Origin of the sequence: Neopusillimonas maritima, from assembly GCF_003576595.1 — a bacterium.
Taxonomy (GTDB): Bacteria; Pseudomonadota; Gammaproteobacteria; order Burkholderiales; family Burkholderiaceae_B; genus Neopusillimonas; species Neopusillimonas maritima.
The window spans coordinates 69318-90088 of record NZ_NQOU01000008.1; the positions used below are offsets into that span (position 1 = coordinate 69318).

Genomic DNA, 20771 nt, shown 5'->3' on the forward strand with positions numbered 1-20771 from the left:
GGAGAGGGATTATGCAAGTATTGGTAATAGGAGGGAGCGGCTTCATTGGCCGCCACTTGATCGCCCGTCTGGTTGCCGACGGACATTTTGTTTCGGTGCCAACGCGTCGCTACGCTCATGGAAGGGCGCTCTTGCCGCTACCCACTGTCACGCTGCATTCAGGTGATGTTCATCGGGAAGAGACACTGGCCCCTTTAGTTGAAAAAGCCGATGTTGTTGTGAATCTGGTGGGTGTACTGCACAGTCGTAACGGTACGCCATGGGGGCCTGATTTCGACAAGGCGCATGTGCAACTACCCGAAATGCTGGCCCGCTTGTGCTGTCGGTACAAGGTTGCTCATTTTGTTCATATTAGTGCCTTGGGGGTGTCAACGGATGCGCCCAGTGCGTATTTGCGCTCCAAAATGGAGGGCGAATCACGAATTCAGAACATTTTCGCTGCCTCGCAAATGCGCAACTGGACGATATTTCGTCCTTCCGTCGTTTTCGGCCCCGATGACAGGTTCATGAACCTGTTTGCGCAATTGGCCTGTTGGATGCCTGTTTTGTTCATGGCCGGGACTGAATCGCGCCTGCAGCCGGTTTTCGTGGGCGATGTCGCCAAAGCGATTACCGCAGTGATGGGGCAAAGCCGGCATTTTGGTCAAGTATATGATTTAGCGGGGCCCGAAGTTTATACCCTGGGAGAACTGGTGGCTCGGGCGGCCCGGTGGGGAGGGCATCCAAGGCCCGTCATTGGTTTACCTGCCAGTGTTGGGCGTCTCCAGGCTTGCTTATTGGAAAAGCTGCCCGGAGACCCTTTGATGTCGCGCGATAACCTGGAGTCGTTGAAGGTCGATAACGTAAGTGCAACGCCTATGCCTGCCTCGCTTGACATGATTCCCACACCCCTTGAGGCTGTCGCCCCGCGGTATCTGGCTCGGTGGCGTTAGCCTTTGGATTATGCCTTGGCAGCATCAAGCGCCTGGCGGATATCGTCAAGAATGTCGTCGATATGTTCAATACCGATCGACAAGCGAACCATGTCGTCGGTAACACCGGCGGATTTCAGTTCTTCGAGTCCTAACTGACGGTGCGTCGTTGATGCCGGATGGCATGCCAGCGATTTTGCGTCGCCGATATTGACCAGCCGTAGAATAAGTTGCAACGCGTCGATAAATCGGGCGCCTGCTGCGTGGCCGCCTTTGATGCCGAACGACATAATGCTCGCAGGTAAACCACCAAAGTATTTTTCGGCCAGGCCATGTTCGGGATGGTCCGGCAGGCCGCCGTAGTTTACCCAGGACACCTGCGGGTGATTTTTCAGAAAGTTGGCAACCTTGAGTGCATTTTCATTGTGCCGTTCCATCCGCAGTGACAAGGTTTCAATTCCTTGCAGAATCAGGAACGCGTTAAACGGCGACAAGGCTGCACCGGTATTACGCAAGGGAACGACACGGCAGCGACCGATGAATGCCGCCGGGCCAAATGCTTCTGTATAAACGACACCGTGATATGAGGGATCGGGCTCGTTCAACATGGGGAAGCGGCTTTTATGCTCCGTCCAGGGAAATTTTCCTGAATCGACAATGCAACCGGCAATGGTGGTGCCATGGCCCCCCATGTATTTGGTGAGCGCGTGCACCACGATGTCGGCGCCGTATTCGATGGGGCGGCACAATGCAGGCGATGCCACCGTGTTATCGACAATAAGCGGTACACCGTGACGATGCGCGGCTTGGGCTAATGCTTCAATATCAACAATATTGCCCGCGGGGTTGCCGATTGTCTCGCAGAATACGGCTTTGGTGTTGTCGTCGATTAAAGCCTCAAGGGCGGCAACATCGTTGTGCGGGGCAAATTTAACGGTAATACCTTGGCGTGGAAAGGTATGGGCAAAAAGGTTGTAGGTGCCGCCATATAGTTTGCTCACCGAAACAATATTGTCGCCGGCTTGGGCAATCGTTTGGATTGCGTAGGTAATGGCGGCCATTCCAGACGCCACCGCAAGGGCTGCCACGCCGCCTTCCATTGCGGCTACACGTTCTTCCAGTACCCCGTTGGTGGGGTTCATGATGCGCGTATAAATATTGCCGGGTACTTTCAGGTCGAACAGGTCGGCACCATGTTGGGTGCTATCGAATGCGTAAGAAGTTGTTTGGTAAATGGGCACCGCAACCGACTTGGTCGTGGGATCGGGTTTGAAGCCGGCGTGAACGGCAAGTGTTTCAAGTTTCATAATGAGTTTCTCGCAAAAACTGTGTTAGATGAATGTCGGGTTTGTTTTAATTGGAATAGCGTGCTCAAGCATAGCAAAACATTCTGGTTCAAGGTGCGCGTGACCATTTTCTAACTTTATATGATAATTGCGGTCGGGTAAGTGTTTTGCATATGAAACGGGTTCTGTGCACAATTGCGTGTAATCCTTATGTAAACCATTGCAACAATCCAGAATCGGGTTGGCACTTGAGTTAGCATTACATATAGTTGCGAACACATATGGCACGGCGCGTCCGGAGTCAAAGGCATTTCATGAAAGTTTGGATTAAGCGTGTATTAATTGGGTTGGTGGCAGTCTTTTTCCTGGTTCTGCTGGGTATTGCTGTATTTCTTCTAACATTCGACCCCAACTCATACAAAGCGCGCGTTCAGGATGAGGTATTTCAGCGCTATCAGCGTACATTGAATATCGAAGGCGATATTGCGTTGTCGGTATTTCCGCGTCTTGGTCTTACCGTGAATAAAATCTCGCTTTCAGAACCGAACAGTGATTTGGTGTTTGCCTCGATCGACCACGCGCGCATTGCGGTTGCAATATGGCCACTGGTGTCAAATCGATTGGTGGTCGATCACATTGCGCTTGACGGCTTTAAAGCCTGGCTTAAGCGATCTCCCGAAGGTGAATTCAATTTCGAAGACCTGATCCACGCGACAGGTTCGGACGCAGCGGTGGCACAAGCAACTGAAATCCTTGCTCCGCCCGCCAAACCTTTAGGTATCGCGGAAGCCCAAGCTTCGGATTTAGTAACGGGCGTACCCGATGAACGGACCGATTTGCAGGTTGATATCGCAGGCCTGGAGCTTCGCAACAGTGAGGTGCACTACTTTGATGCGAAAGATGGTTACGATGTTCGTATCGTTGGGGTTCAACTGAATACGGGGCGTATTACGTTCGATCAACCATTCGACGTCTCGTTAAATGGGCGCCTGCAAGGAAGCCTGCCGGCCACCGACGCCCAAATTCAAGGGCAGGCTGCGGTACGCATCGACCCGGTTAAGCGCGAATATTCCGCTCAGCGGATCAATGTGCGCATGGTTGGGTCAGTGCATCCATTTCAGGCCGAAAGTGCTTCGCTGCGTGGCAACCTGGCTTACAGTGCTTTCAGCCAGCACCTGAATGCTGGGAATCTTGATTTTGAAATGCAAGGACGCATTGCCGGTCAAACGCCGGTCGAATCTTTAAGTCTCGAGCTTACTGCTCCAAGGTTGCGGGTCGACCCCAGTCGTCGCGAGTTGCAAGTACAAGATCTTGCCATTCGGGGCTCCGGCGATATGCCCGACGGTAATGCGCTAATTGAACTTGATGCTCCCCGCTTGTTGATTTCACCGGAAAAGGCCGAAGGTGAAACTGTTCTGGGCACGCTGAAGCTTGAGGGTGAGTCGGTTTTGGGTGTCGCGTTGGAAATGACGGGGTTGAGCGGAAATGCACTGGATTTGAATTTGAAAGAGCTTAAAGTTGATGGCAATTTAAAGCAGGGTGATCGTTTGATTCAGGTTGATATGTCATCACCGGTACGCTGGAATGCCATTAACGAACAGTTAGGGCTCACTGCAATTAAAGGCGATGTCCAGATCAACGCGCCGGTGCTGGGAGATCAGGGGTTCGAATTCCCCCTTATCGGCAGTCTGGCAGTCGACTTTCTTAAAAGCACCCTTTCGAGCGATATGAACGCCGTGCTGAACGGAAGTCAGCTAAGCCTTAAAACGCGGGTCGATCAGCTTGATAAGCCGGTGATCAATCTCGACCTGAATGCTGAAGAGCTGGATTTTGATAAATTGTTCCCGCCTGTTCAAGTGGCAAAATCAGAAGAAAGCGCCAAGGGCGGCGCCTCGGAAAATCAGTCGAATGAGGCTGTAAACGAGCAGGCGAATCAGGGCGCCGCCAAGGGCGAGCCGGCAAAAGCGTCAGAGCCGGCAGTCATTGATCTGACATTCCTGAACGAGCTTAACCTGACCGCCAACGCCAAAATCGGGCGGCTGGCCGGCAGGGGTTTTGAAGCATCCGATGTGGTTGCTGCTGTGCTTGCCAAACAGGGGCGCCTCGATGTAACCCGTTTAACCGGCAAGCTTTATGATGGTTCGTTCACTGGTAAAGCCGGTGCAACGGTAGCCAATGAGTTTTCAACTCAGCTTAATTTGTCTTCCGTTTCGGTGGGCCCGCTTATGCGGGCGATTACCGGCGAAGAGCGAGTCACCGGGACGGGTAATGTTTCGCTGCGTTTGTCGACACAGGGGGAAACGGTGCGGGCGTTGCCGTCGGCGCTCGCGGGCGACGCTAAAATAGCGGTGCGCGATGGTGCAATAAAAGGAATCGATTTACCCCGGATTCTGGGGCGCGCATCGCAAGCCATAAAAGATTTGTCCGGTGGTACGGGGCCCAGTTTGGGCATTTCGGAGAACCTCGATGACGAAACGACTTTCACGTCGCTAGACGCCGATTTACGTTTTGCCGAAGGTGTCGGTACCTTAAGGAAATTGGCCATACAGGCGCCGTTATTGCGTATTACGCAAGGTAAGCCTGCCACGATTGATGTCGGCAAGCAGGTCATCGATTTGGTTGTCAATGTGCGTGTCGTTGATACGTTGCGTGGTCAGGGTGCCGAGCAACTGGCCCAATTACGGGGTGTGACGGTACCGCTGCGTGTAAACGGCCCTTTTAATGCCTTGAATTATGGTGTTGAGTGGAAAGGAATCGGTGAAGCGGCGATTAAGCGGGTGCTTGAGCAAGGTCTGGAAAGTGGCCTGAAAAGTTTACTTGAAGGGCAGACGAAGCCTGCTGATGGCGGTGCGGCAACTGCGCCGGAGCCTGCCGCAAATGATCCGGTGAAAAACATAGGCGAAGCGCTGAAGGGCTTAATCGGGCGCTAATGTTTCTTTGCCGTTAGTTTTGAATACTCGTCAATCTTCATACTCATCATTATGCAAACCGGTTATTGCCCTATTTACGGATGTGAACCGCTTCCTGACTCAGAAGCGCAACCCTATCATCATCGTTGGTTGGTTGTTGATCAGGATGGCCACGCCCTGAATGCAGAACAGAAGCCAAAGTTAAAAGAGATTCAACTAAGCTTGAGTTTTGGCTATTTGGTGCTTAAGGGCGAGGGAATGTTGCGGATGGATATCCCGCTCGATGTTATTGAGGACGATGACAGCGTTGTGGGTGAAATTCACGCCGGCATGCGTCGTCTTCGAATTGTCGATGAAGGCGATCTTGCCGCTGCCTGGGTGAGTAATTTTCTGGGCGTACAGGGGCGCCTGGTGAAAATTCATCCCGACGAAAAACCACTATGAGTGTCTCCAGGTTTTTCTAAAGGTGCGTTTTACCCTGGTTTGCGTGTTGATGTGAGTTCTTCGTAACGCTCAAGAAGCTGTTCACGACTTTCCTGCCAGTCGGGGTGAATTTCTATGCATTCAACGGGGCAAACAACCTGGCACTGCGGTTCTTCGAAATGTCCGACGCATTCGGTACATTTCGACGGGTTGATTTCGTAAATGTCTTCACCCATGTATATTGCTTCGTTCGGGCATTGCGGCTCGCAAACGTCGCAGTTAATACACTCTTGGGTAATGTACAGTGCCATATTAAATCGGTTTATTTGGCCTGAGCAGCTTCGCGCCGGGCGGCAGACTTGCTGTGCAGCCAGCGTTCAACCGACGGAAAAACAAACTTGCTGACATCGCCGCCCAAAAGCGCGATTTCGCGCACGATGGTTCCGGAGATGAATTGATATTGATCGGAAGGTGTCATGAAAAGTGTTTCAACTTCCGGAAGCAAATGCCGATTCATGCCGGCCATTTGGAATTCATATTCGAAGTCCGACACCGCCCTGAGGCCGCGCACGATCACCCGGGCGTTCTCTTCGCGAACAAAGTCCTTGAGCAACCCGGCGAAGCTTTTAACTTCCACATTGGGGTAGTGCCCCAATACTTCTTGCGCGATTTCAACCCGTTCTTCTACGGTGAAAAATGGGTTTTTGGCCTGGCTGTGGGCAATTCCGACAACGAGATGATCGAAAAGGCTGGCCGCGCGGCGCACCAGATCTTCATGACCTCGGGTGAGGGGATCGAATGTTCCGGGGTAGACGGCAGTAATCATGGTGTTCTGTGCGTGTAAATAGTTCAGAATCGAGAGAGAAAGTAAGTTTAAGTACCTAGTGTAACTCAGCCTGGGATTTGTTATCTTGCGGTGCAGCAATTGTCAGTAGTGCGTAGTGCACTTGCCCGGCGCGCCCTTCGCGCAGCGTTTCAAAGTTCGGCGGCGGAACGATAGGACTTTCCGCCTCAACATACACTAGACCATTATCAGCCAGGACCACTGGCAGTTTGGTCCAAATCCGCTCAAGCCAATTTTGACCAAAAGGAGGGTCCAGGAGAATCAGGTCGAATGGATTAGCCGTGCGATCGAGTACGTGCAGGGCATCGCCTGGGAAAACGCGCACGTTGCCCGCCTTTAGTTTGGTTCTAAGTGCGCGCAATGCGGAGACTGCCTGCGGGTTTGCCTCAACCATTTGAACATGCGCTGCGCCTCTGGACGCCGCCTCGAAACCCAATGCCCCCGTGCCTGCGAACAAGTCGAGGACGTTTTTGTTTTGGAAATTGTTACCCCAGAAATAGCCTATCCAGTTGTACAGTGTTTCCCGGATGCGGTCGGGTGTCGGGCGCAAGCCCGGCGCGTTAATGACCGGGATTGGTGTTCGTCGGTAGACACCGCCTACAATACGGATATTGTGTTTTTTCATGGTTGTTCATGCGCTTGAAAAAGGCGGCGTGAGCTGCCTGCCCGCGGGCGAATCGCTCGCCAACTTGGAATAGTGTAAAGCTTATGTTTAGTTTCTTTAAACGTAAATCAAAAGAAGCCGCGCAGGAATCGTCAATTGTAAAAGACGAGCTTGAAGTTTCTCAAGAAGAACCTGCGCTGACGCAAGATGGTGCGTCAACGCAGGTTGATGAAACGACGCAAGAGGATCTTGCTGAAACCGGGCAGGCAGTGTCAGTTGAGACGGAGCCTGACAGTCCGGACGTGGAAGCTGCCCCAGCGGACGAAACGCCCGTGCAGGATGTCGCCACGGTTCAGGCCGAGCCTGAGAAAAGGTCCTGGTTTTCCCGCCTGCGGCAAGGGTTGTCGCGCACGGGCCAGAATTTGGGGGGGCTGTTCGTCGGCGTCAAGGTGGATGAAAGTCTATTTGAAGAGTTGGAAACCGCTTTGATCATGGCGGATGCCGGCATGGACGCCACAACTTCGCTTTTAACTGCCTTGCGGGCACGCGTTAAAAAAGAGCGGCTTACGGATGCACAAGCAGTCAAGGCGGCGCTGCAGGAAATTTTGGCTGAGCATTTACGTCCTCTCGAGAAAACATTTCCAGTGGGTCGGCACAAGCCTTTGGTCATGATGATCGCGGGTGTCAATGGTGCAGGTAAAACGACCTCAATTGGGAAGTTGGCGTACAACTTTCAGCTTCAGGGGCACCGCGTCTTGTTGGCGGCCGGTGATACCTTTCGCGCGGCTGCGCGTGAGCAACTGATGGCTTGGGGCGAGCGCAACAATGTGACCGTTATTGCGCAAGACGGTGGTGATCCGGCGGCAGTTGCATTCGACGCGGTGAACGCAGGGCGCGCACGCGACACCGACATTGTTATGGTGGATACGGCGGGTCGCTTACCGACTCAATTGCACCTTATGGAAGAGCTTAAAAAAATCAAACGCGTGATCGGCAAAGCGGATGCGCAAGCGCCTCATGAGGTGTTGCTGGTGGTGGATGGCAACACGGGTCAGAATGCGATTGCGCAAATTCGGGCTTTTGATGCGGCCATCGGCCTTACCGGGTTGGTTGTGACCAAACTCGATGGCACGGCAAAGGGCGGAACGCTGGCTGCGGTGGCCGCCGGCGCGCAGAGCGTGCGGCCGGTACCGGTGTATTGGATTGGCGTCGGTGAAGGTTTGGAAGACTTGCAACCCTTTGTCGCGTCGGAGTTTGCGGCAGCCTTGCTGGGTAGTGAATAAGCGGTAAAGCTTCCGTCTTTTATTTTTTGCCGGCCAGGCGAGGTGCCTTTTTCAATAACCTGAAATGCGATTCGGCGTCTTTCTGTTTTTGTGTTTGCATGGCTTTTAACCAACCGATCGCGAACCAGGCTTGCGGCTGTTTTTGGGCTATATCATGAAATAGCGTTTCAGCGGTGTAGTAATCGTTAAGCTCTCCCAGGTCTTCTTGGGCCTGTTCAAGCGCGGGGCGTAGTTTCGACAATAGATTTTTATCCAGCACACCGGCACACATTTCCAGACAATAGCGCAGTCGTTTAACGTCTTTGCGCACATTGTGCTGTTCTTCGATAGGCAGACTGGTAAATTTTCCACCCTTTTTCACAATCGCCCGAAGCCATGCGTCCAGGTACTTGGGCAAGGGGTTGCCGCCCTGTTTTTTGGCGGTGTTCTCTGATTGTGCCTCCAATTGCAGCGTGTCTCCGAAAATCACCAGTGTTTCAAGCACATCAAGTAACGCGTTCTGAAATGAAGGGCTGCTGGTAAGGGAAGCCGGTGCAGTTCGGTTTGCACCAACGCGTGGCATGCGCATGTCGGGCATCCCGGCTAATTTCAGCCGAGGGGCGATCACTGTTCTGACCACGTCGATATCACGTCGGGCGCCCAGTTGGTTGAATGTGTTGCTGATTTTTTCCAGCGCGTCTTTGGGTAGTTCCGGTGCCCACTCGCCAAACAACTTTTGGCACGACTTGAATCGGCGAATACCAACGCGCAATTGGTGCACATACTCCATGTGTGTGCTGCTGTTGGCGCGCGCCGTGTCGATACCGGCTGTGTAAGCGGCATTCTGAGCAATCTGGGTCAGGCATTCGTGGGCGCACTTCAGGTAGGCGGAGGCAGGTGTTAATTTGTTGGTTAGTTTTGGTGGTTTGGCCCGGCAAGGTTTGAATAAATGATGATTATTCGGCCGACTCACCGATGTAACTATGGTTTCACCTGTTTCGGTGGTTTGTACTGATAGCGCAAGGCTTGCCAATGTGTCACCCCGTTCCGCCTTGCTTCTGGGGTCAAGCATCAGACCGAAGTCAAGCGTCCATTGTTTTGCGACTTCGAACAGCGTTGTTGGTGAACCTTTCACTAATTCGAATTCGACTTCGCAAATTGGCAACTCAAGCTCACCGGCAAACAAAGCGCCTTCGTCAAAAGCAATTTCAATAGTGGTGTTGTCAGCGTGGTACTCATATTGCAAGCGAACCACTTTTGTTTCATAGCGCAATGAAAGTGGGCTGGAAAGGGTGTTTAATGCAGCCTGGATTGAGGTATTGTCGTAAAGCGCCAGATCGAGGTTGCCGTCGGGCCTGAGATGATTCAGTTCAAGGCGTGACACGGGGTCGGGCCCGGGGGCTTTTACCGTTTGCATCCAACGGCGACCTTCTTTGCGCATGCGTAATGCGATGCCGGAATTGGCAAGCTCGCGTTCGGGGGTGTCGTAGTACCGCGCGTGCAAGGATATCCTGCGTGCTTTGGCACTGCGAAGGCGTTTTATGATGTCTGCCCGGGCGTGGGCAGGCACATGCAGTTTAAGCTCGCGTTCTATCATTGCGATTCCGGTTCAGGGTAAGGGTGCCGTTATGATACGCAGTGAGCACGCGAAATATTATGACAAGCGTCAAACTTTTTGATGTTTGGCCGTGTTCGATCCCACTTTTCAGGCAAACTGCCGGTTGCGGCTACAGCTTGCCCCGCACGCGTTAAAATGGACGAAACTTCAAAGAGCTTACCTTTATGACGCAACCCACTTCCACTGATCATGCCCACGAACTTGCGGGCATTTCACCCATTGCAGAGATTATTGCCGAGCTGCGCGCCGGCCGCATGGTTATCCTGGTCGACGAAGAAGACCGCGAAAACGAGGGCGATTTGGTCCTGGCAGCCGATTACGTTACGCCGGACGCCATTAATTTCATGGTCACACACGCGCGTGGGCTGGTATGTTTAACTTTAACGGAAGAACGGTGCCGGCAGCTTGATCTGCCTCTTATGGCAAGTCGCAACGGTGCGCGGTTTGGCACTAATTTCACGATGTCCATCGAGGCGGCCGAAGGGGTTGAGACCGGCATTTCAGCCGCCGATCGTGCCCGCACCATTCAGGTTGCCGTGGCGCGCGACGCCAAGCCCACCGATGTGGTTCAGCCCGGTCATATTTTTCCGGTGCAGGCCGTTCGCGGCGGGGTGTTGGTACGTGCCGGCCATACCGAGGCGGGCTGCGATCTAACCGCGTTGGCGGGCTTAACACCAGCCGCTGTTATTTGCGAGATTCTTAAACCCGATGGCACGATGGCGCGTTTGCCCGATTTGCAAGCGTTTGCCAAGCAGCATAATTTGAAAATCGGTACTATCGAAGATTTAATCCAGTATCGCAGTCAGCACGAATCCATGGTTGAGCGAACCGGGGCCCGTGTCATGCAAACCCCCTGGGGCGAGTTTAATGTGGTTGCTTACCGCGACAAAGCGTTTGGAGCGCCACATTTGGCCTTGTCGCACGGCACAATCGAGTCCGATCAGGAAACGCTTGTTCGGGTGCACGAACCCACAACCATTGTCGATATGCTGGCCGAAGACGGCGCGGGTCATAGCTGGACGGTTGCCGATGCGCTACGCAAAATCAAGGCCGCACCATCAGGAGTTATGGTATTGCTTAATTGCCACAGCTCGGCTGAGCAGTTTTTCAAGCAAACCGAGTCGTGGGGCGCTGCGCCACCCGAGAAAAAAGTACGCGATGAAAACCGGTTTGATTTGCTCACTTATGGCATTGGCGCACAGATATTGCGTGATCACAATGTCGGTAAGGCCAAGTTGTTGGCCAAGCCCAGAAAAATGCCGAGCATGGCCGGGTTTAACCTGACCATTACCGGTTACGATAACGACCCTGTTACCCACCCCTGAAAGGACTTTTCTCATGAATCCATACACTATGACACCCGATTTGAATGGGGAAGGCCTGCACATCGGCATCGTTCGCGCCCGATTTAATGAAGATATCGGCTTGGCGGAACTGGAGGCATGCCTGAGTGAGCTTGAGGCTTTGGGCGTTGATGAACGCGACGTCATGGTCGTTTCCGTACCCGGCGCACTCGAGCTGGGTCTTACGCTGGCCCAAATGGCTGAAACTTACGAGTTCGATGCTTTGATCGCGCTGGGGGCGGTGATTCGCGGTGAAACCTATCATTTCGAACTTGTCAGTAACGAGAGCGCCGCAGCGATGACCCGTGTTGCGCTTGAAACCGCGATTCCCGTCATTAATGGTGTTCTAACAACCGATACCGACGAACAGGCGGAAGTTCGTGCAACCGGTAAGGGCCAGGATTGCGCGCGTGCCGCCGTTGAAATGGCGAATCTTGCCGCAGCCTTAGAGCCCGAGTCGGAAGACGACTTTGATGAGGAAGACGACGAGGAAGAGGACGAAGACCTTGACGACGAGTAAATCCGAAAAAGGCGCAAGCGCCCCTCGTAACAACCGAAGCGCGCGCCGTCGCGCGCGTGAATTTGCTTTACAGGGTATCTATGCCTGGTTGCTTAGGGGCGACGAAGGCTTGCAAGAGGCTGGGGCGATCGATGCGCACCTGCGCGATGATGAAACCTTTCCTGAGGCGGACGCGTTATGGTTTAAAACATTGCTGCATGGTGTGTTGCGAGAGGCGGAAAGTTTGCGCAACGCTTTTGCTCCCTATCTCGATCGTTCCGTTGAAGAGCTTTCGCCTATAGAGCACGGCATTTTGCTTCTGGGAAGCTACGAACTGGTGCACCATGTCGAGGTACCCTACAAAGTTGCTATTAATGAGTCAGTTGAGTTGGCTAAATCTTTTGGTGGAACCGATGGTTTCAAGTTTGTGAACGGCGTACTCGATAAGGTAGCGGCTGATGTCAGGGCAGTCGAAGTCAATGCAGCAGCGCGTCGGTAAGCGCCTGGAAACCGACATTTCATGGAGCGGCGTTGGGGGAGTTTGATTTAATCGCCCGGTATTTCAGCAGGCCGGTTCCCGAAGGGTATTTGGGGGCCGGAGATGATTGTGCGTTATTGCCGTTAAGGCCTGGCAGGCAGTGTGTGGTCAGTACTGATGCACTGATCGAGGGGCGCCATTTTTTGCCCGAAGTGGATCCTCTGACTCTTGGGCACAAATCGCTTGCCGTTAATTTGTCGGATCTTGCCGCAATGGGAGCAACGCCTTCAGGCTGTGTGCTGGCGCTTGCATTACCCGAGGTTGATGAGGGTTGGCTAAGTCAGTTTTCCGAAGGTTTTTATCGTCTGGCCAATGAGTTTGATTGCCCCCTGATAGGGGGCGATACAACCGGCACCGACCACGGCATTATGATTTGCGTCACTGTGTTTGGGCACGTTACGCCGGGAACCGCGTTGTTACGCAGTGCGGCTCAAAGTGGGGACGATATATGGGTAACCGGTTCGCTCGGCGCTGCTCATATTGCACTTAAATTATTGCAGGGGGCGCTGCCGCATAATGATTCATTGCTGGCGAAAACGCGACCCATGCTTGAGCAGCCCTGCCCACCATGCTTGTTTGCCGCTCAATTGCCGGGTTTGGCGCACGCAGCTTTGGATATATCCGATGGGTTTTTGCAAGACCTCGGCCATATCATTAAGGCCAGCCAGTGCGGTGCCCATGTTATTTTTGATCACTTGCCCATTGATCCGGCCATTCGCAACTTATCCGAGGAAACAGTACAAGAGGCGGTTTTATCAGGTGGTGATGTTTATCAGTTATGTTTTACAGCCCCTCCAAAACACCGCGACGCCATTGAAACTCTGGCTCAACAGTTTCACACCGAGGTTTCTCGCGTGGGTTCTATCACGGGTGGTGGCGGGCTTTTGGTGGAAACGCTGGATGGTCGGCGCGTTACCTGCGCCAATATGGGCTACCAGCACTTTTAGCACAACGGATCATGACTCAACGGCCTGCCCAAGCACCTTCTGAAAGCACGATTAGTTTGTCATGGGTTTATCGCAAGCCTGATCGTTTCCTGGTAATGGGTCTGGGTAGTGGGTTGCTTCGACCCGGTCCGGGAACCTGGGGAACCTTGCTTGCCTGGTTTATCTGGTTTGCCGCCTTTTCGCGACTCAATGATGCTGCTGTAGCACTTTTGCTGCTGGTTGGGTTTATCTATGGGTGTTGGGCGTGTCAGCGTGTCGGCAAAGAGCTCAAACGTCCTGATGACAGCCGAATGGTGTGGGATGAAATGGTGGCGTTCTGGCTGGTGTTGTGGCTTACGCCGCCGGGCTTCTTTGCGCAAATGGCCGCCTTTTTGTTGTTCCGCTTATTTGATATTGTCAAACCACCGCCAATCGGTTGGTTTGATGCCCGTTTGAAGAACGGGTTTGGCGTAATGTGGGACGACATAGTGGCCGCGCTGTATGCGCTTTTGGTGCTGGCATTGTTATTTCAGATCGGGGTCATTTAGTTCATGTCGTTGCCGGGGGCATCTTGAATGTATACAGATCAGCAGTTTGTTGACTTGGTGGAATCGTTGGGCGAACAGTGCCTGCGTCATGGCTGGATGCTGGTGTGTGCAGAATCTTGTACCGGCGGACTTTTAAGTGCTTCGCTCACGGATATTCCCGGTTCCAGTGGTTGGTTTGAGCGAGGCTACGTGACGTACAGCAATGCGGCTAAAGTCGAGCTTCTTCAGGTGGGTGTCGATACGCTTGAACGATTTGGCGCCGTGAGTGAAGAAACGGCGATGGAAATGGCTGCCGGCGCGCTGGCCAACACCGAAAACGCTCATTTTGCGGTTTCTACAACCGGAATTGCCGGCCCCGGCGGCGCAACATCGGGTAAGCCTGTCGGCATGGTTTGTTTCGGCTTCGCCCACCGCGCCGGCGATGGCATATCCACCCAGGCCATAACGCATATATTCGACGGCAACCGCACGCAAATCCGCCTAAGCGCGGTTGAGTTCGCCCTGCAGAAACTCCAAAGGTTTATGTCACAGCGTTAATCGCGTTACGGGTGTCAAGTGCGGCCTGGGCCGCCGCTTCGCGCCAGTTGTCGTCGGTGCTTGCATACAGAATGGCGCGAGATGAGTTGATCATCATGCCTCTTCCTGTGCCGTTTCGACCCGCTTTAACGGTTTGTTCAATATCGCCACCCTGAGCGCCGATGCCCGGAATGAGCAGAGGCATATCGCCGACCCGTTGCCGTACTTTGGCGATTTCCTCGGGGAATGTCGCACCCACCACGAGGGCGCATTGCCCGTTTTTGTTCCATTTGTCGGCGACCAGGCCGGCTACATGCATATAAACAGGCGTGTGTTGTTCGGTTTGAATAAATTGCAGGTCGGACCCACCTGGGTTAGAGGTGCGACATAGAATAATGACGCCTTTTTCTTCCCATTCAAGATATGGCTTGATCGAGTCAAAGCCCATGTATGGGCTAACAGTAACCGCGTCGGCCTGATAGCGCTCATACGCTTCAAGCGCATAGTGTTCTGCGGTAGATCCAATATCCCCCCGTTTTGCATCCAGCACAATAGGAAGCTGTGGATACCGTTCGCGAATGTATTGGCATAGCGCTTCCAACTGCGTTTCGGCGCGCTGTGATGCAAAGTACGCAATTTGCGGTTTAACACCGCAAATATGCGGTGCGGTGCTGTCGACTATAGCTTTGCAGAATTCATAAATGGCATCGGGTTTGCCTTGTAGCTCGGCAGGAAAGCGACGCGGATCGGGATCAAGCCCAACCATGAGTTGGGAGTCGGCGTGTTGCCAGGCAGAGTTAAGCTTCTCGGTGAATTTCATTTTGACGCGTGGTTAAAATTACAGAAAATGGCTAATGCCAACGGCAGACCACACTGTAACAGCCAGAATAATGGAAAGCATCACGGCGGCGCTTCCCAAGTCTTTTGCACGGCCGATCAGCGTGTGATGATCCAGGGTGACGGCATCGGCCAAGGCTTCAATGGCTGAGTTAATGAGTTCGACAATTAAAACGAAAAAGAGGGCACCAATGAGCAGCGCTCGTTCGGCGATATTGTTACCAAGCCAAAGCGCGACCGGGATCAGCACCACCAGCAGGAAAAGTTCCTGCCTGAAGGCGGCTTCGTGTTCAAAGGCGGCTTTGAAACCACGAGCGGAATAACGCAACGCGTTGGCCAGTCGCCGCATGCCCCGTTTACTTTTGAAGGGGGAGTTCGGAATCATGTACGTAATATATAGATTGTTTGGGTGGCATTGTAAACGCGTCGGACATAAAAAAACCCTCTTCAACGCATGATGAAGAGGGTTTTGCCTGCAGGGCACCTGGAAGCAAGCGTGCCCTGTGCTGACAGACTGATGGAGGGAGATTAGAAACCGCCCATGCCACCCATGCCGCCCATGCCACCCATATCGGGCATGGCAGGAGCAGGTTTGTCTTCAGCAATTTCGGCAATCGCGGCTTCTGTTGTCAGCAGCAGTGATGCAACCGAAGCAGCGTTTTGCAAGGCAGTGCGTGTTACTTTGGTTGGGTCAAGTACGCCTTGCTCAACCAAATCACCGTACTCGCCGGTAGAGGCGTTGTAACCGTAGTTACCTTTGCCTTTAGCAACTTCGTTAACGACCACGCTGGGTTCGTCGCCGGAGTTGGCTACGATGGTGCGCAGAGGTGCTTCGATGGCACGCAGAATCAGCTTGACGCCGGCGTCTTGGTCGATGTTCTCGCCCTTGACTTTAGCGACAGCTTCTTTCACGCGAATCAGTGCAACGCCACCGCCGGGAACGATGCCTTCTTCAACTGCAGCGCGGGTTGCGTGCAGTGCGTCTTCAACACGTGCCTTCTTCTCTTTCATTTCCACTTCAGTAGCGGCACCAACGCGGATTACAGCAACACCGCCTGCCAGTTTGGCAACGCGTTCCTGCAGTTTTTCACGGTCGTAATCGGAAGTGGCTTCTTCGATTTGAATGCGGATTTGCTTAACGCGCGCTTCGATGGATTTGGAGTCGCCTGCACCGTCGATAACCGTGGTGTTTTCTTTACCCACTTCAACGCGTTTGGCTTGACCCAAGTCTTCAAGCGTGGCGTTTTCCAGCGAACCACCGGTTTCTTCGGAGATAACGGTACCGCCGGTAAGAACTGCGATGTCTTCCAGCATGGCTTTACGACGATCACCGAAACCAGGTGCTTTAACAGCAGTGGTTTTCAGAATGCCGCGCATGTTGTTAACAACCAGTGTGGCCAGTGCTTCACCTTCAACGTCTTCCGCAATGATCAGCAGAGGACGGCTGGATTTGGCAACTTGTTCCAGTGTGGGCAGAAGGTCGCGGATGTTGCTGATCTTCTTGTCGTAGATCAGAACATAGGGGTCTTCCAAAATAGCGGTTTGCTTTTCGGGGGTGTTGATGAAGTAGGGTGACAGGTAGCCACGGTCGAATTGCATCCCTTCAACGATGTCGAGTTCGTTGTCGAGTGACTTGCCGTCTTCAACAGTGATCACGCCTTCTTTACCCACTTTGTCCATTGCGTCAGCAATGATTTTGCCGATGGAGGCATCACTGTTGGCGGAAATGGAACCTACCTGAGCAATTTCCTTGCTGGTGGTGCAGGGGCGTGACAATTTAGCCAAATCTGCGACAGCGGCGGCTACGGCTTTGTCGATGCCGCGCTTCAGGTCCATTGGGTTGATGCCGGCGGTAACGTATTTGATACCTTCCTCAACGATGGACTGAGCCAGAACGGTTGCCGTGGTGGTACCGTCGCCGGCGGTGTCGGAAGTTTTGGAAGCCACTTCCTTAACCAGTTGTGCACCGATGTTTTCAAACTTGTCTTTGAGTTCGATTTCCTTGGCGACCGATACACCGTCTTTAGTAACGGTAGGGGCGCCGAAAGAGCGCTCAAGTACTACGTTGCGGCCTTTGGGGCCCAGTGTGGCCTTAACTGCATTGGCCAGGACGTTTACGCCACGAACAATGCGTGAGCGGGCGTCGTCGCCGAATTGAATTTGTTTAGCTGCCATGTTGTTTGATTCCTTACTGTATTCTGTGTTGCGGATTACTGAATCACGGCGAGGATTTCATCCTCACGGATTACGAGCAGTTCTTCGCCATCAACCTTGACGCTTTGGCCGGCGTATTTGCCGAACAGAACCTTGTCGCCTGCTTTAACGTCAACAGCAATCAGTTTGCCGTCTTCGGTTTTTTTGCCGGGCCCTACAGCGATAACTTCGCCTTGGTCAGGTTTTTCAGCGGCGCTTTCAGGGATAACGATACCCGAAGCGGTTTTACGCTCGTTGTCCAAACGTTTGACGATCACGCGATCGTGCAAAGGACGCAGTGCCATGAAGGAACTCCTGTTTCAAGAAATGTTGGAAAATTTCAATTCCGGGGACGGTTGTTAGCACTCACCCCCATCGAGTGCTAATTATAAGGATGAAGTGGCAGACTTCAAGGGGTGGGGTGGAGATTGTTACATTTTCGATGGATGTTTTTTGAGAAAAGATGTTGATGTGCGCGGCAAGCAGCGAGCGTTTGCGGTTCAGCGCCTGGGAAACTACCATATGCTATCGAACAGAAAACAAAGTTCCGACACCCGTCGTCGGTCAAAAAAGCCAATTTATTGCGAGGCCGTCTGGAAAATTCCATGCAACCCCTAACACGCAAGCCCGAACCAGCACTCTTTTTTATTGTTAATGGCGGTTCGGGGCGTCGGAATGCAGACGCCGCATGTCAGGCGATTGAATCCGCAATGAGTTCGGCGGGGCGCAAACATCGCATATTTGTCATCGAAAACGTTAACAGCCTGGAAACCACGGTTCAGGAAGCAATTAGAGCCGCCCAGGAGGAACACGGCGCTGTGGTGGCCGTTGGTGGAGACGGGACAATTAATTTCGTGGCGGCCGCTGCCTTGACAAACCGTTGTTTGTTCGGGGCCGTCCCGCAAGGCACGTTCAATTACTTTGGTCGCACGCACGGTATCCCCGAAGAGATTACCGAAGCGCTCGACGATTTGCTGCACGGCGAGCCTGTGCCGGTACAGGTCGGTTCGGTGAACGACCATATTTTTCTCGTTAACGCCAGCGTGGGCCTGTATCCGGAATTGCTGGAAGATCGTGAGAAATTCAAGCAGCGGTATGGCCGCAGCAGGCTGGTGGCGCTTTGGTCGGCCGTGGTGACAGCATTCCGGCATCATCGATATCTGGACATGGCGCTGGAGCAAAATGGCACGCAAACACAATTTCGAACCATGACACTTTTTATTGGCAATAATCGTCTTCAGCTTGAGCAGGTTGGTATGCCGCAGGCAGAATCAACAAAGCAGGGACAACTGGCGGCGATTGCGGTTAAACCTGTGGGAACGATGGCGATGTTGTGGCTGGCTGCGCGCGGCGCGTTGGGGCGCTTGTCCGACGCTGAAAATGTCAAGGGTTTCAGTTTTCGCAGTCTCACCGTTGTTCCGTTGGGAGTGTGGCGAAATGCGCGTAAGCGTCGCATTAAGGTTGCGACAGACGGTGAGATTATTTGGCTGCGCGCGCCGCTGAAGTTTCGTGTGGCGCCAGAACCCCTGCTATTAATTAAACGTCGTCGCGAATCAAGATTGGACGCGCCATGAGGGTGCTGCTGCATATTTCGGACCCCCATTTCGGCACAGAGCGGCCGCAAGTCGTTAAGGCACTGGAGCGTCTGGCACATGCCCAGGCGCCTGAATTGGTGATTCTGTCTGGTGATATTACCCAGCGTGCGCGCAAGGTTGAATTCGCTGCGGCCGGCGCCTTTATGGACCGGCTGGCAGTGCCGTCCCGACTGGTTATTGCCGGTAATCATGATATCCCGCTATTCGACCTGGTCACTCGCATTTTCGGGCCTTATTCACGCTACAGGCGGGTCTTCGGTTCCGACCTTGAGCCTGTTCATGATGCGCCGGAATTGCTGGTTATAGGTGTGCGGACAACGCGCCGTTATCGGCATATCGAAGGCGAGGTTTCGGCAAGACAGATTGAGCATGTGGCCCGACGCTTGAAACAGGCTGATGCAAACCAACTACGCATTGTTGTGACGCACCAACCTGTTTATGTCACTCACGCTGAAGATGAGGAGCACCTGTTGCGCGGTCATCAGAAAGCCGTGACCGAGTGGGCGCAGGCCGGGGCCGATTTGATATTGGGCGGCCACATTCATCGTCCGTTTATTTCAGGGCTGCACGACAGCTTTACCAGCCTGCAGCGGCCGGTGTGGATTGTTCAGGCCGGCACTGCCGTGTCGACCCGTATCCGGCATGACTCAAACAACTCCGTCTATGTGATACGGCATGGCTTGGCCCGTGGAGCACGCCAATGTGAGATTGAGCGCTGGGACTATGACGAAGATTCCAATGAGTTCGCCATGATACAAAGCAAGGCTTTGCGAATTGCATAATGCCAATGGCCCGCTTTGTGTATTGACGCGTACTTGCTTTATTACTCCTCCAGACTCTTCAGACGGTGTCTCCAACGCCGTTTGGCATAACGGCGCATGCTGGGTATGTCGTCGGTTTCATCCATAATTGGCTTGCCCAGAATGGTTTCGATGACGTCTTCCAGTGTGACCAGCCCTTGCCAACTGCCATATTCGTCATAAACAAGGAACATATGCTGTCGTTCCTGAATGAATTGGCTCATCGCGTTTTCGACACTCATTTTCTCGTTAACAACGGTTACCGGCTTCATCAGCGTTGAAATATTGGCGTCGGGGTCGGCATCGATGACGTCGTAACGAAACAAAAGGCCCAGCGGGTTCTCGTCCTTGTCGATAACGGGGTAGCGCGAGAATTGGCTTTCCTGTACGTGACGAGTGAACTCGCCAATGGTCATGTCGGGCGAAATATACCGACAAACGGTGCGCGGCGTCATGATTTCGTGAATCCGCATATCGTGCAAATCCAGGATGTTGGCGATCACGCGCTGCTCGTCTTCATCCAGTTTGTTCATTTCGCGGCCTAATATCGACAACGCTTTAATTTCCTGACGCACATCGTGTTCAGGGGCGGGGCCGCCGAACAGGTCCATAATTCGGTCGGATAACCAAATAAAAGGTTTCAGAACAAAAATCATCTTGTTCAGTGTTCCGGGCAGGTAAGGGGCAATTGCCGGCCAGTACCGCGCACCCATTGATTTGGGCAGAATTTCAGACAAAATCAGGATGAGGATGGTCATCACGGCTGAGGCAATACCCAGATAGCCGTTGCCGAATACAACAGTAACCTGCGCGCCCACGCCTGTGGCCCCTACTGTGTGTGCGATGGTGTTGAGAGTAAGAATGGCGGCCAGGGGTTGGTCGATGCGGTCTTTCAAGACCCTAAGCTTTTCGTGTAATTTAGGCTTGGTTAGCTTTAATTGGGCGATGTAGCTTGGTGTGATGGATAAAAGTGCAGCTTCCAGTATTGAACAAATAAATGAAATGGTAATAGACAGTACAGCAAATGCTATAAGAAGACTCATGTCGAGCGTGTGGCCTGAAAAATGAAGTAGTCTAATGTTAAGGTTTTTGTCAGCTTGAGCGCAAACCGTCTCAAGT

22 protein-coding genes are annotated in these 20771 nt (G+C 53.1%); 12 read left to right on the forward strand and 10 right to left on the reverse strand.

All coding sequences use genetic code 11. The features are described from left to right. The first annotated feature begins 11 nt into the window (after window positions 1-11). Window positions 12-932 carry a complex I NDUFA9 subunit family protein gene (locus CJO09_RS14675; RefSeq protein WP_119443030.1) on the forward strand — a complete coding sequence of 307 codons (921 nt, stop codon included), beginning with the start codon at window positions 12-14 and terminating at the stop codon, window positions 930-932. An 8-nt stretch (window positions 933-940) separates the two neighbouring features. On the opposite strand, the gene CJO09_RS14680 is transcribed toward CJO09_RS14675, so the two are convergent. After that, window positions 941-2218: a bifunctional O-acetylhomoserine aminocarboxypropyltransferase/cysteine synthase gene (locus CJO09_RS14680; RefSeq protein WP_119443031.1), complete on the reverse strand. Its 1278-nt coding sequence runs from the start codon at window positions 2216-2218 to the stop codon at window positions 941-943. 293 nt (window positions 2219-2511) lie between these two features. On the opposite strand from CJO09_RS14680, the gene CJO09_RS14685 reads away from it, so the two are divergent. Then, entirely contained in the window at window positions 2512-5127 is a 2616-nt protein-coding gene (locus tag CJO09_RS14685; protein ID WP_158582762.1) for an AsmA family protein, read from the forward strand. A gap of 48 nt (window positions 5128-5175) precedes the next feature. Beyond that, a complete protein-coding gene (locus CJO09_RS14690; RefSeq protein ID WP_391523662.1) occupies window positions 5176-5550 on the forward strand; it encodes an MOSC N-terminal beta barrel domain-containing protein in 375 nt (124 codons plus the stop codon). Window positions 5551-5579: 29 nt separating this feature from the next. Here the strand turns inward: CJO09_RS14690 and CJO09_RS14695 are convergent, their stop codons facing one another. Genes CJO09_RS14695 through rsmD form a run of 3 tightly spaced genes read right to left on the reverse strand, consistent with a single transcriptional unit; the run spans window position 5580 to window position 6998 of the window. Next, on the reverse strand, window positions 5580-5840 hold the full coding sequence (locus tag CJO09_RS14695) for a YfhL family 4Fe-4S dicluster ferredoxin (RefSeq protein WP_114421531.1): 261 nt from the start codon (window positions 5838-5840) through the stop codon (window positions 5580-5582). Window positions 5841-5851: 11 nt separating this feature from the next. Continuing rightward, entirely contained in the window at window positions 5852-6355 is a 504-nt protein-coding gene (gene coaD, locus CJO09_RS14700; protein WP_114421532.1) for a pantetheine-phosphate adenylyltransferase, read from the reverse strand. A 55-nt stretch (window positions 6356-6410) separates the two neighbouring features. Further along, entirely contained in the window at window positions 6411-6998 is a 588-nt protein-coding gene (rsmD, locus tag CJO09_RS14705) for a 16S rRNA (guanine(966)-N(2))-methyltransferase RsmD (RefSeq protein WP_119443034.1), read from the reverse strand. Window positions 6999-7081: 83 nt separating this feature from the next. Between rsmD and ftsY the strand changes: the two genes are divergently transcribed. After that, on the forward strand, window positions 7082-8260 hold the full coding sequence (ftsY, locus tag CJO09_RS14710) for a signal recognition particle-docking protein FtsY (RefSeq protein ID WP_119443035.1): 1179 nt from the start codon (window positions 7082-7084) through the stop codon (window positions 8258-8260). A 19-nt stretch (window positions 8261-8279) separates the two neighbouring features. Here the strand turns inward: ftsY and CJO09_RS14715 are convergent, their stop codons facing one another. Next, window positions 8280-9836, reverse strand: coding sequence for a CYTH and CHAD domain-containing protein (locus CJO09_RS14715; RefSeq protein WP_119443036.1), 1557 nt, complete (start codon window positions 9834-9836; stop codon window positions 8280-8282). 185 nt (window positions 9837-10021) lie between these two features. On the opposite strand from CJO09_RS14715, the gene ribBA reads away from it, so the two are divergent. The 6 genes from ribBA to CJO09_RS14745 are packed head-to-tail and all read left to right on the forward strand — an operon-like array spanning window position 10022 to window position 14248. After that, on the forward strand, window positions 10022-11182 hold the full coding sequence (ribBA, locus tag CJO09_RS14720; protein WP_119443037.1) for a bifunctional 3,4-dihydroxy-2-butanone-4-phosphate synthase/GTP cyclohydrolase II: 1161 nt from the start codon (window positions 10022-10024) through the stop codon (window positions 11180-11182). A gap of 13 nt (window positions 11183-11195) precedes the next feature. After that, window positions 11196-11720 (forward strand): 6,7-dimethyl-8-ribityllumazine synthase, encoded by a 525-nt coding sequence (gene ribH / locus CJO09_RS14725; protein WP_114421537.1) that lies wholly within the window; start codon window positions 11196-11198, stop codon window positions 11718-11720. Then, the gene (gene nusB / locus CJO09_RS14730) at window positions 11707-12198 is read left to right on the forward strand and encodes a transcription antitermination factor NusB (protein ID WP_368320304.1); all 492 of its coding nucleotides are present in this window, start codon (window positions 11707-11709) and stop codon (window positions 12196-12198) included. Before ribH ends, nusB begins: the two co-directional genes overlap by 14 nt. Window positions 12199-12230: 32 nt before the next feature. After that, complete coding sequence (gene thiL, locus CJO09_RS14735) at window positions 12231-13184, forward strand: thiamine-phosphate kinase (RefSeq protein WP_119443039.1); 954 nt, start codon at window positions 12231-12233, stop codon at window positions 13182-13184. An 11-nt stretch (window positions 13185-13195) separates the two neighbouring features. Beyond that, entirely contained in the window at window positions 13196-13711 is a 516-nt protein-coding gene (locus tag CJO09_RS14740; protein WP_119443040.1) for a phosphatidylglycerophosphatase A family protein, read from the forward strand. A gap of 27 nt (window positions 13712-13738) precedes the next feature. Next, the gene (locus CJO09_RS14745) at window positions 13739-14248 is read left to right on the forward strand and encodes a CinA family protein (RefSeq protein ID WP_119443041.1); all 510 of its coding nucleotides are present in this window, start codon (window positions 13739-13741) and stop codon (window positions 14246-14248) included. On the opposite strand, the gene pyrF is transcribed toward CJO09_RS14745, so the two are convergent. The 4 genes from pyrF to groES all read right to left on the reverse strand — a co-directional run bounded on the left by pyrF (window position 14232) and on the right by groES (window position 17562). Next, complete coding sequence (gene pyrF / locus CJO09_RS14750) at window positions 14232-15047, reverse strand: orotidine-5'-phosphate decarboxylase (protein WP_119443042.1); 816 nt, start codon at window positions 15045-15047, stop codon at window positions 14232-14234. The two genes, CJO09_RS14745 and pyrF, sit on opposite strands and share 17 nt — an antisense overlap. Before the next feature lie 18 nt (window positions 15048-15065). Then, window positions 15066-15413 (reverse strand): diacylglycerol kinase, encoded by a 348-nt coding sequence (locus CJO09_RS14755; RefSeq protein ID WP_391523649.1) that lies wholly within the window; start codon window positions 15411-15413, stop codon window positions 15066-15068. A 179-nt stretch (window positions 15414-15592) separates the two neighbouring features. Further along, window positions 15593-17239 (reverse strand): chaperonin GroEL, encoded by a 1647-nt coding sequence (gene groL / locus CJO09_RS14760; protein ID WP_119443043.1) that lies wholly within the window; start codon window positions 17237-17239, stop codon window positions 15593-15595. Window positions 17240-17274: 35 nt separating this feature from the next. Continuing rightward, window positions 17275-17562 carry a co-chaperone GroES gene (gene groES, locus CJO09_RS14765; protein WP_114421545.1) on the reverse strand — a complete coding sequence of 96 codons (288 nt, stop codon included), beginning with the start codon at window positions 17560-17562 and terminating at the stop codon, window positions 17275-17277. 300 nt (window positions 17563-17862) lie between these two features. Between groES and CJO09_RS14770 the strand changes: the two genes are divergently transcribed. Together CJO09_RS14770 and CJO09_RS14775 are read left to right on the forward strand one after the other, a co-directional pair. Further along, window positions 17863-18831: a diacylglycerol/lipid kinase family protein gene (locus tag CJO09_RS14770; protein WP_119443044.1), complete on the forward strand. Its 969-nt coding sequence runs from the start codon at window positions 17863-17865 to the stop codon at window positions 18829-18831. Beyond that, window positions 18828-19634 (forward strand): metallophosphoesterase family protein, encoded by an 807-nt coding sequence (locus CJO09_RS14775; RefSeq protein ID WP_119443045.1) that lies wholly within the window; start codon window positions 18828-18830, stop codon window positions 19632-19634. The genes CJO09_RS14770 and CJO09_RS14775 overlap by 4 nt, the downstream gene beginning before the upstream one ends. 41 nt (window positions 19635-19675) lie before the next feature. On the opposite strand, the gene CJO09_RS14780 is transcribed toward CJO09_RS14775, so the two are convergent. Next, window positions 19676-20695 (reverse strand): CNNM domain-containing protein, encoded by a 1020-nt coding sequence (locus tag CJO09_RS14780; protein ID WP_119443046.1) that lies wholly within the window; start codon window positions 20693-20695, stop codon window positions 19676-19678. Window positions 20696-20771: the final 76 nt, after the last annotated feature.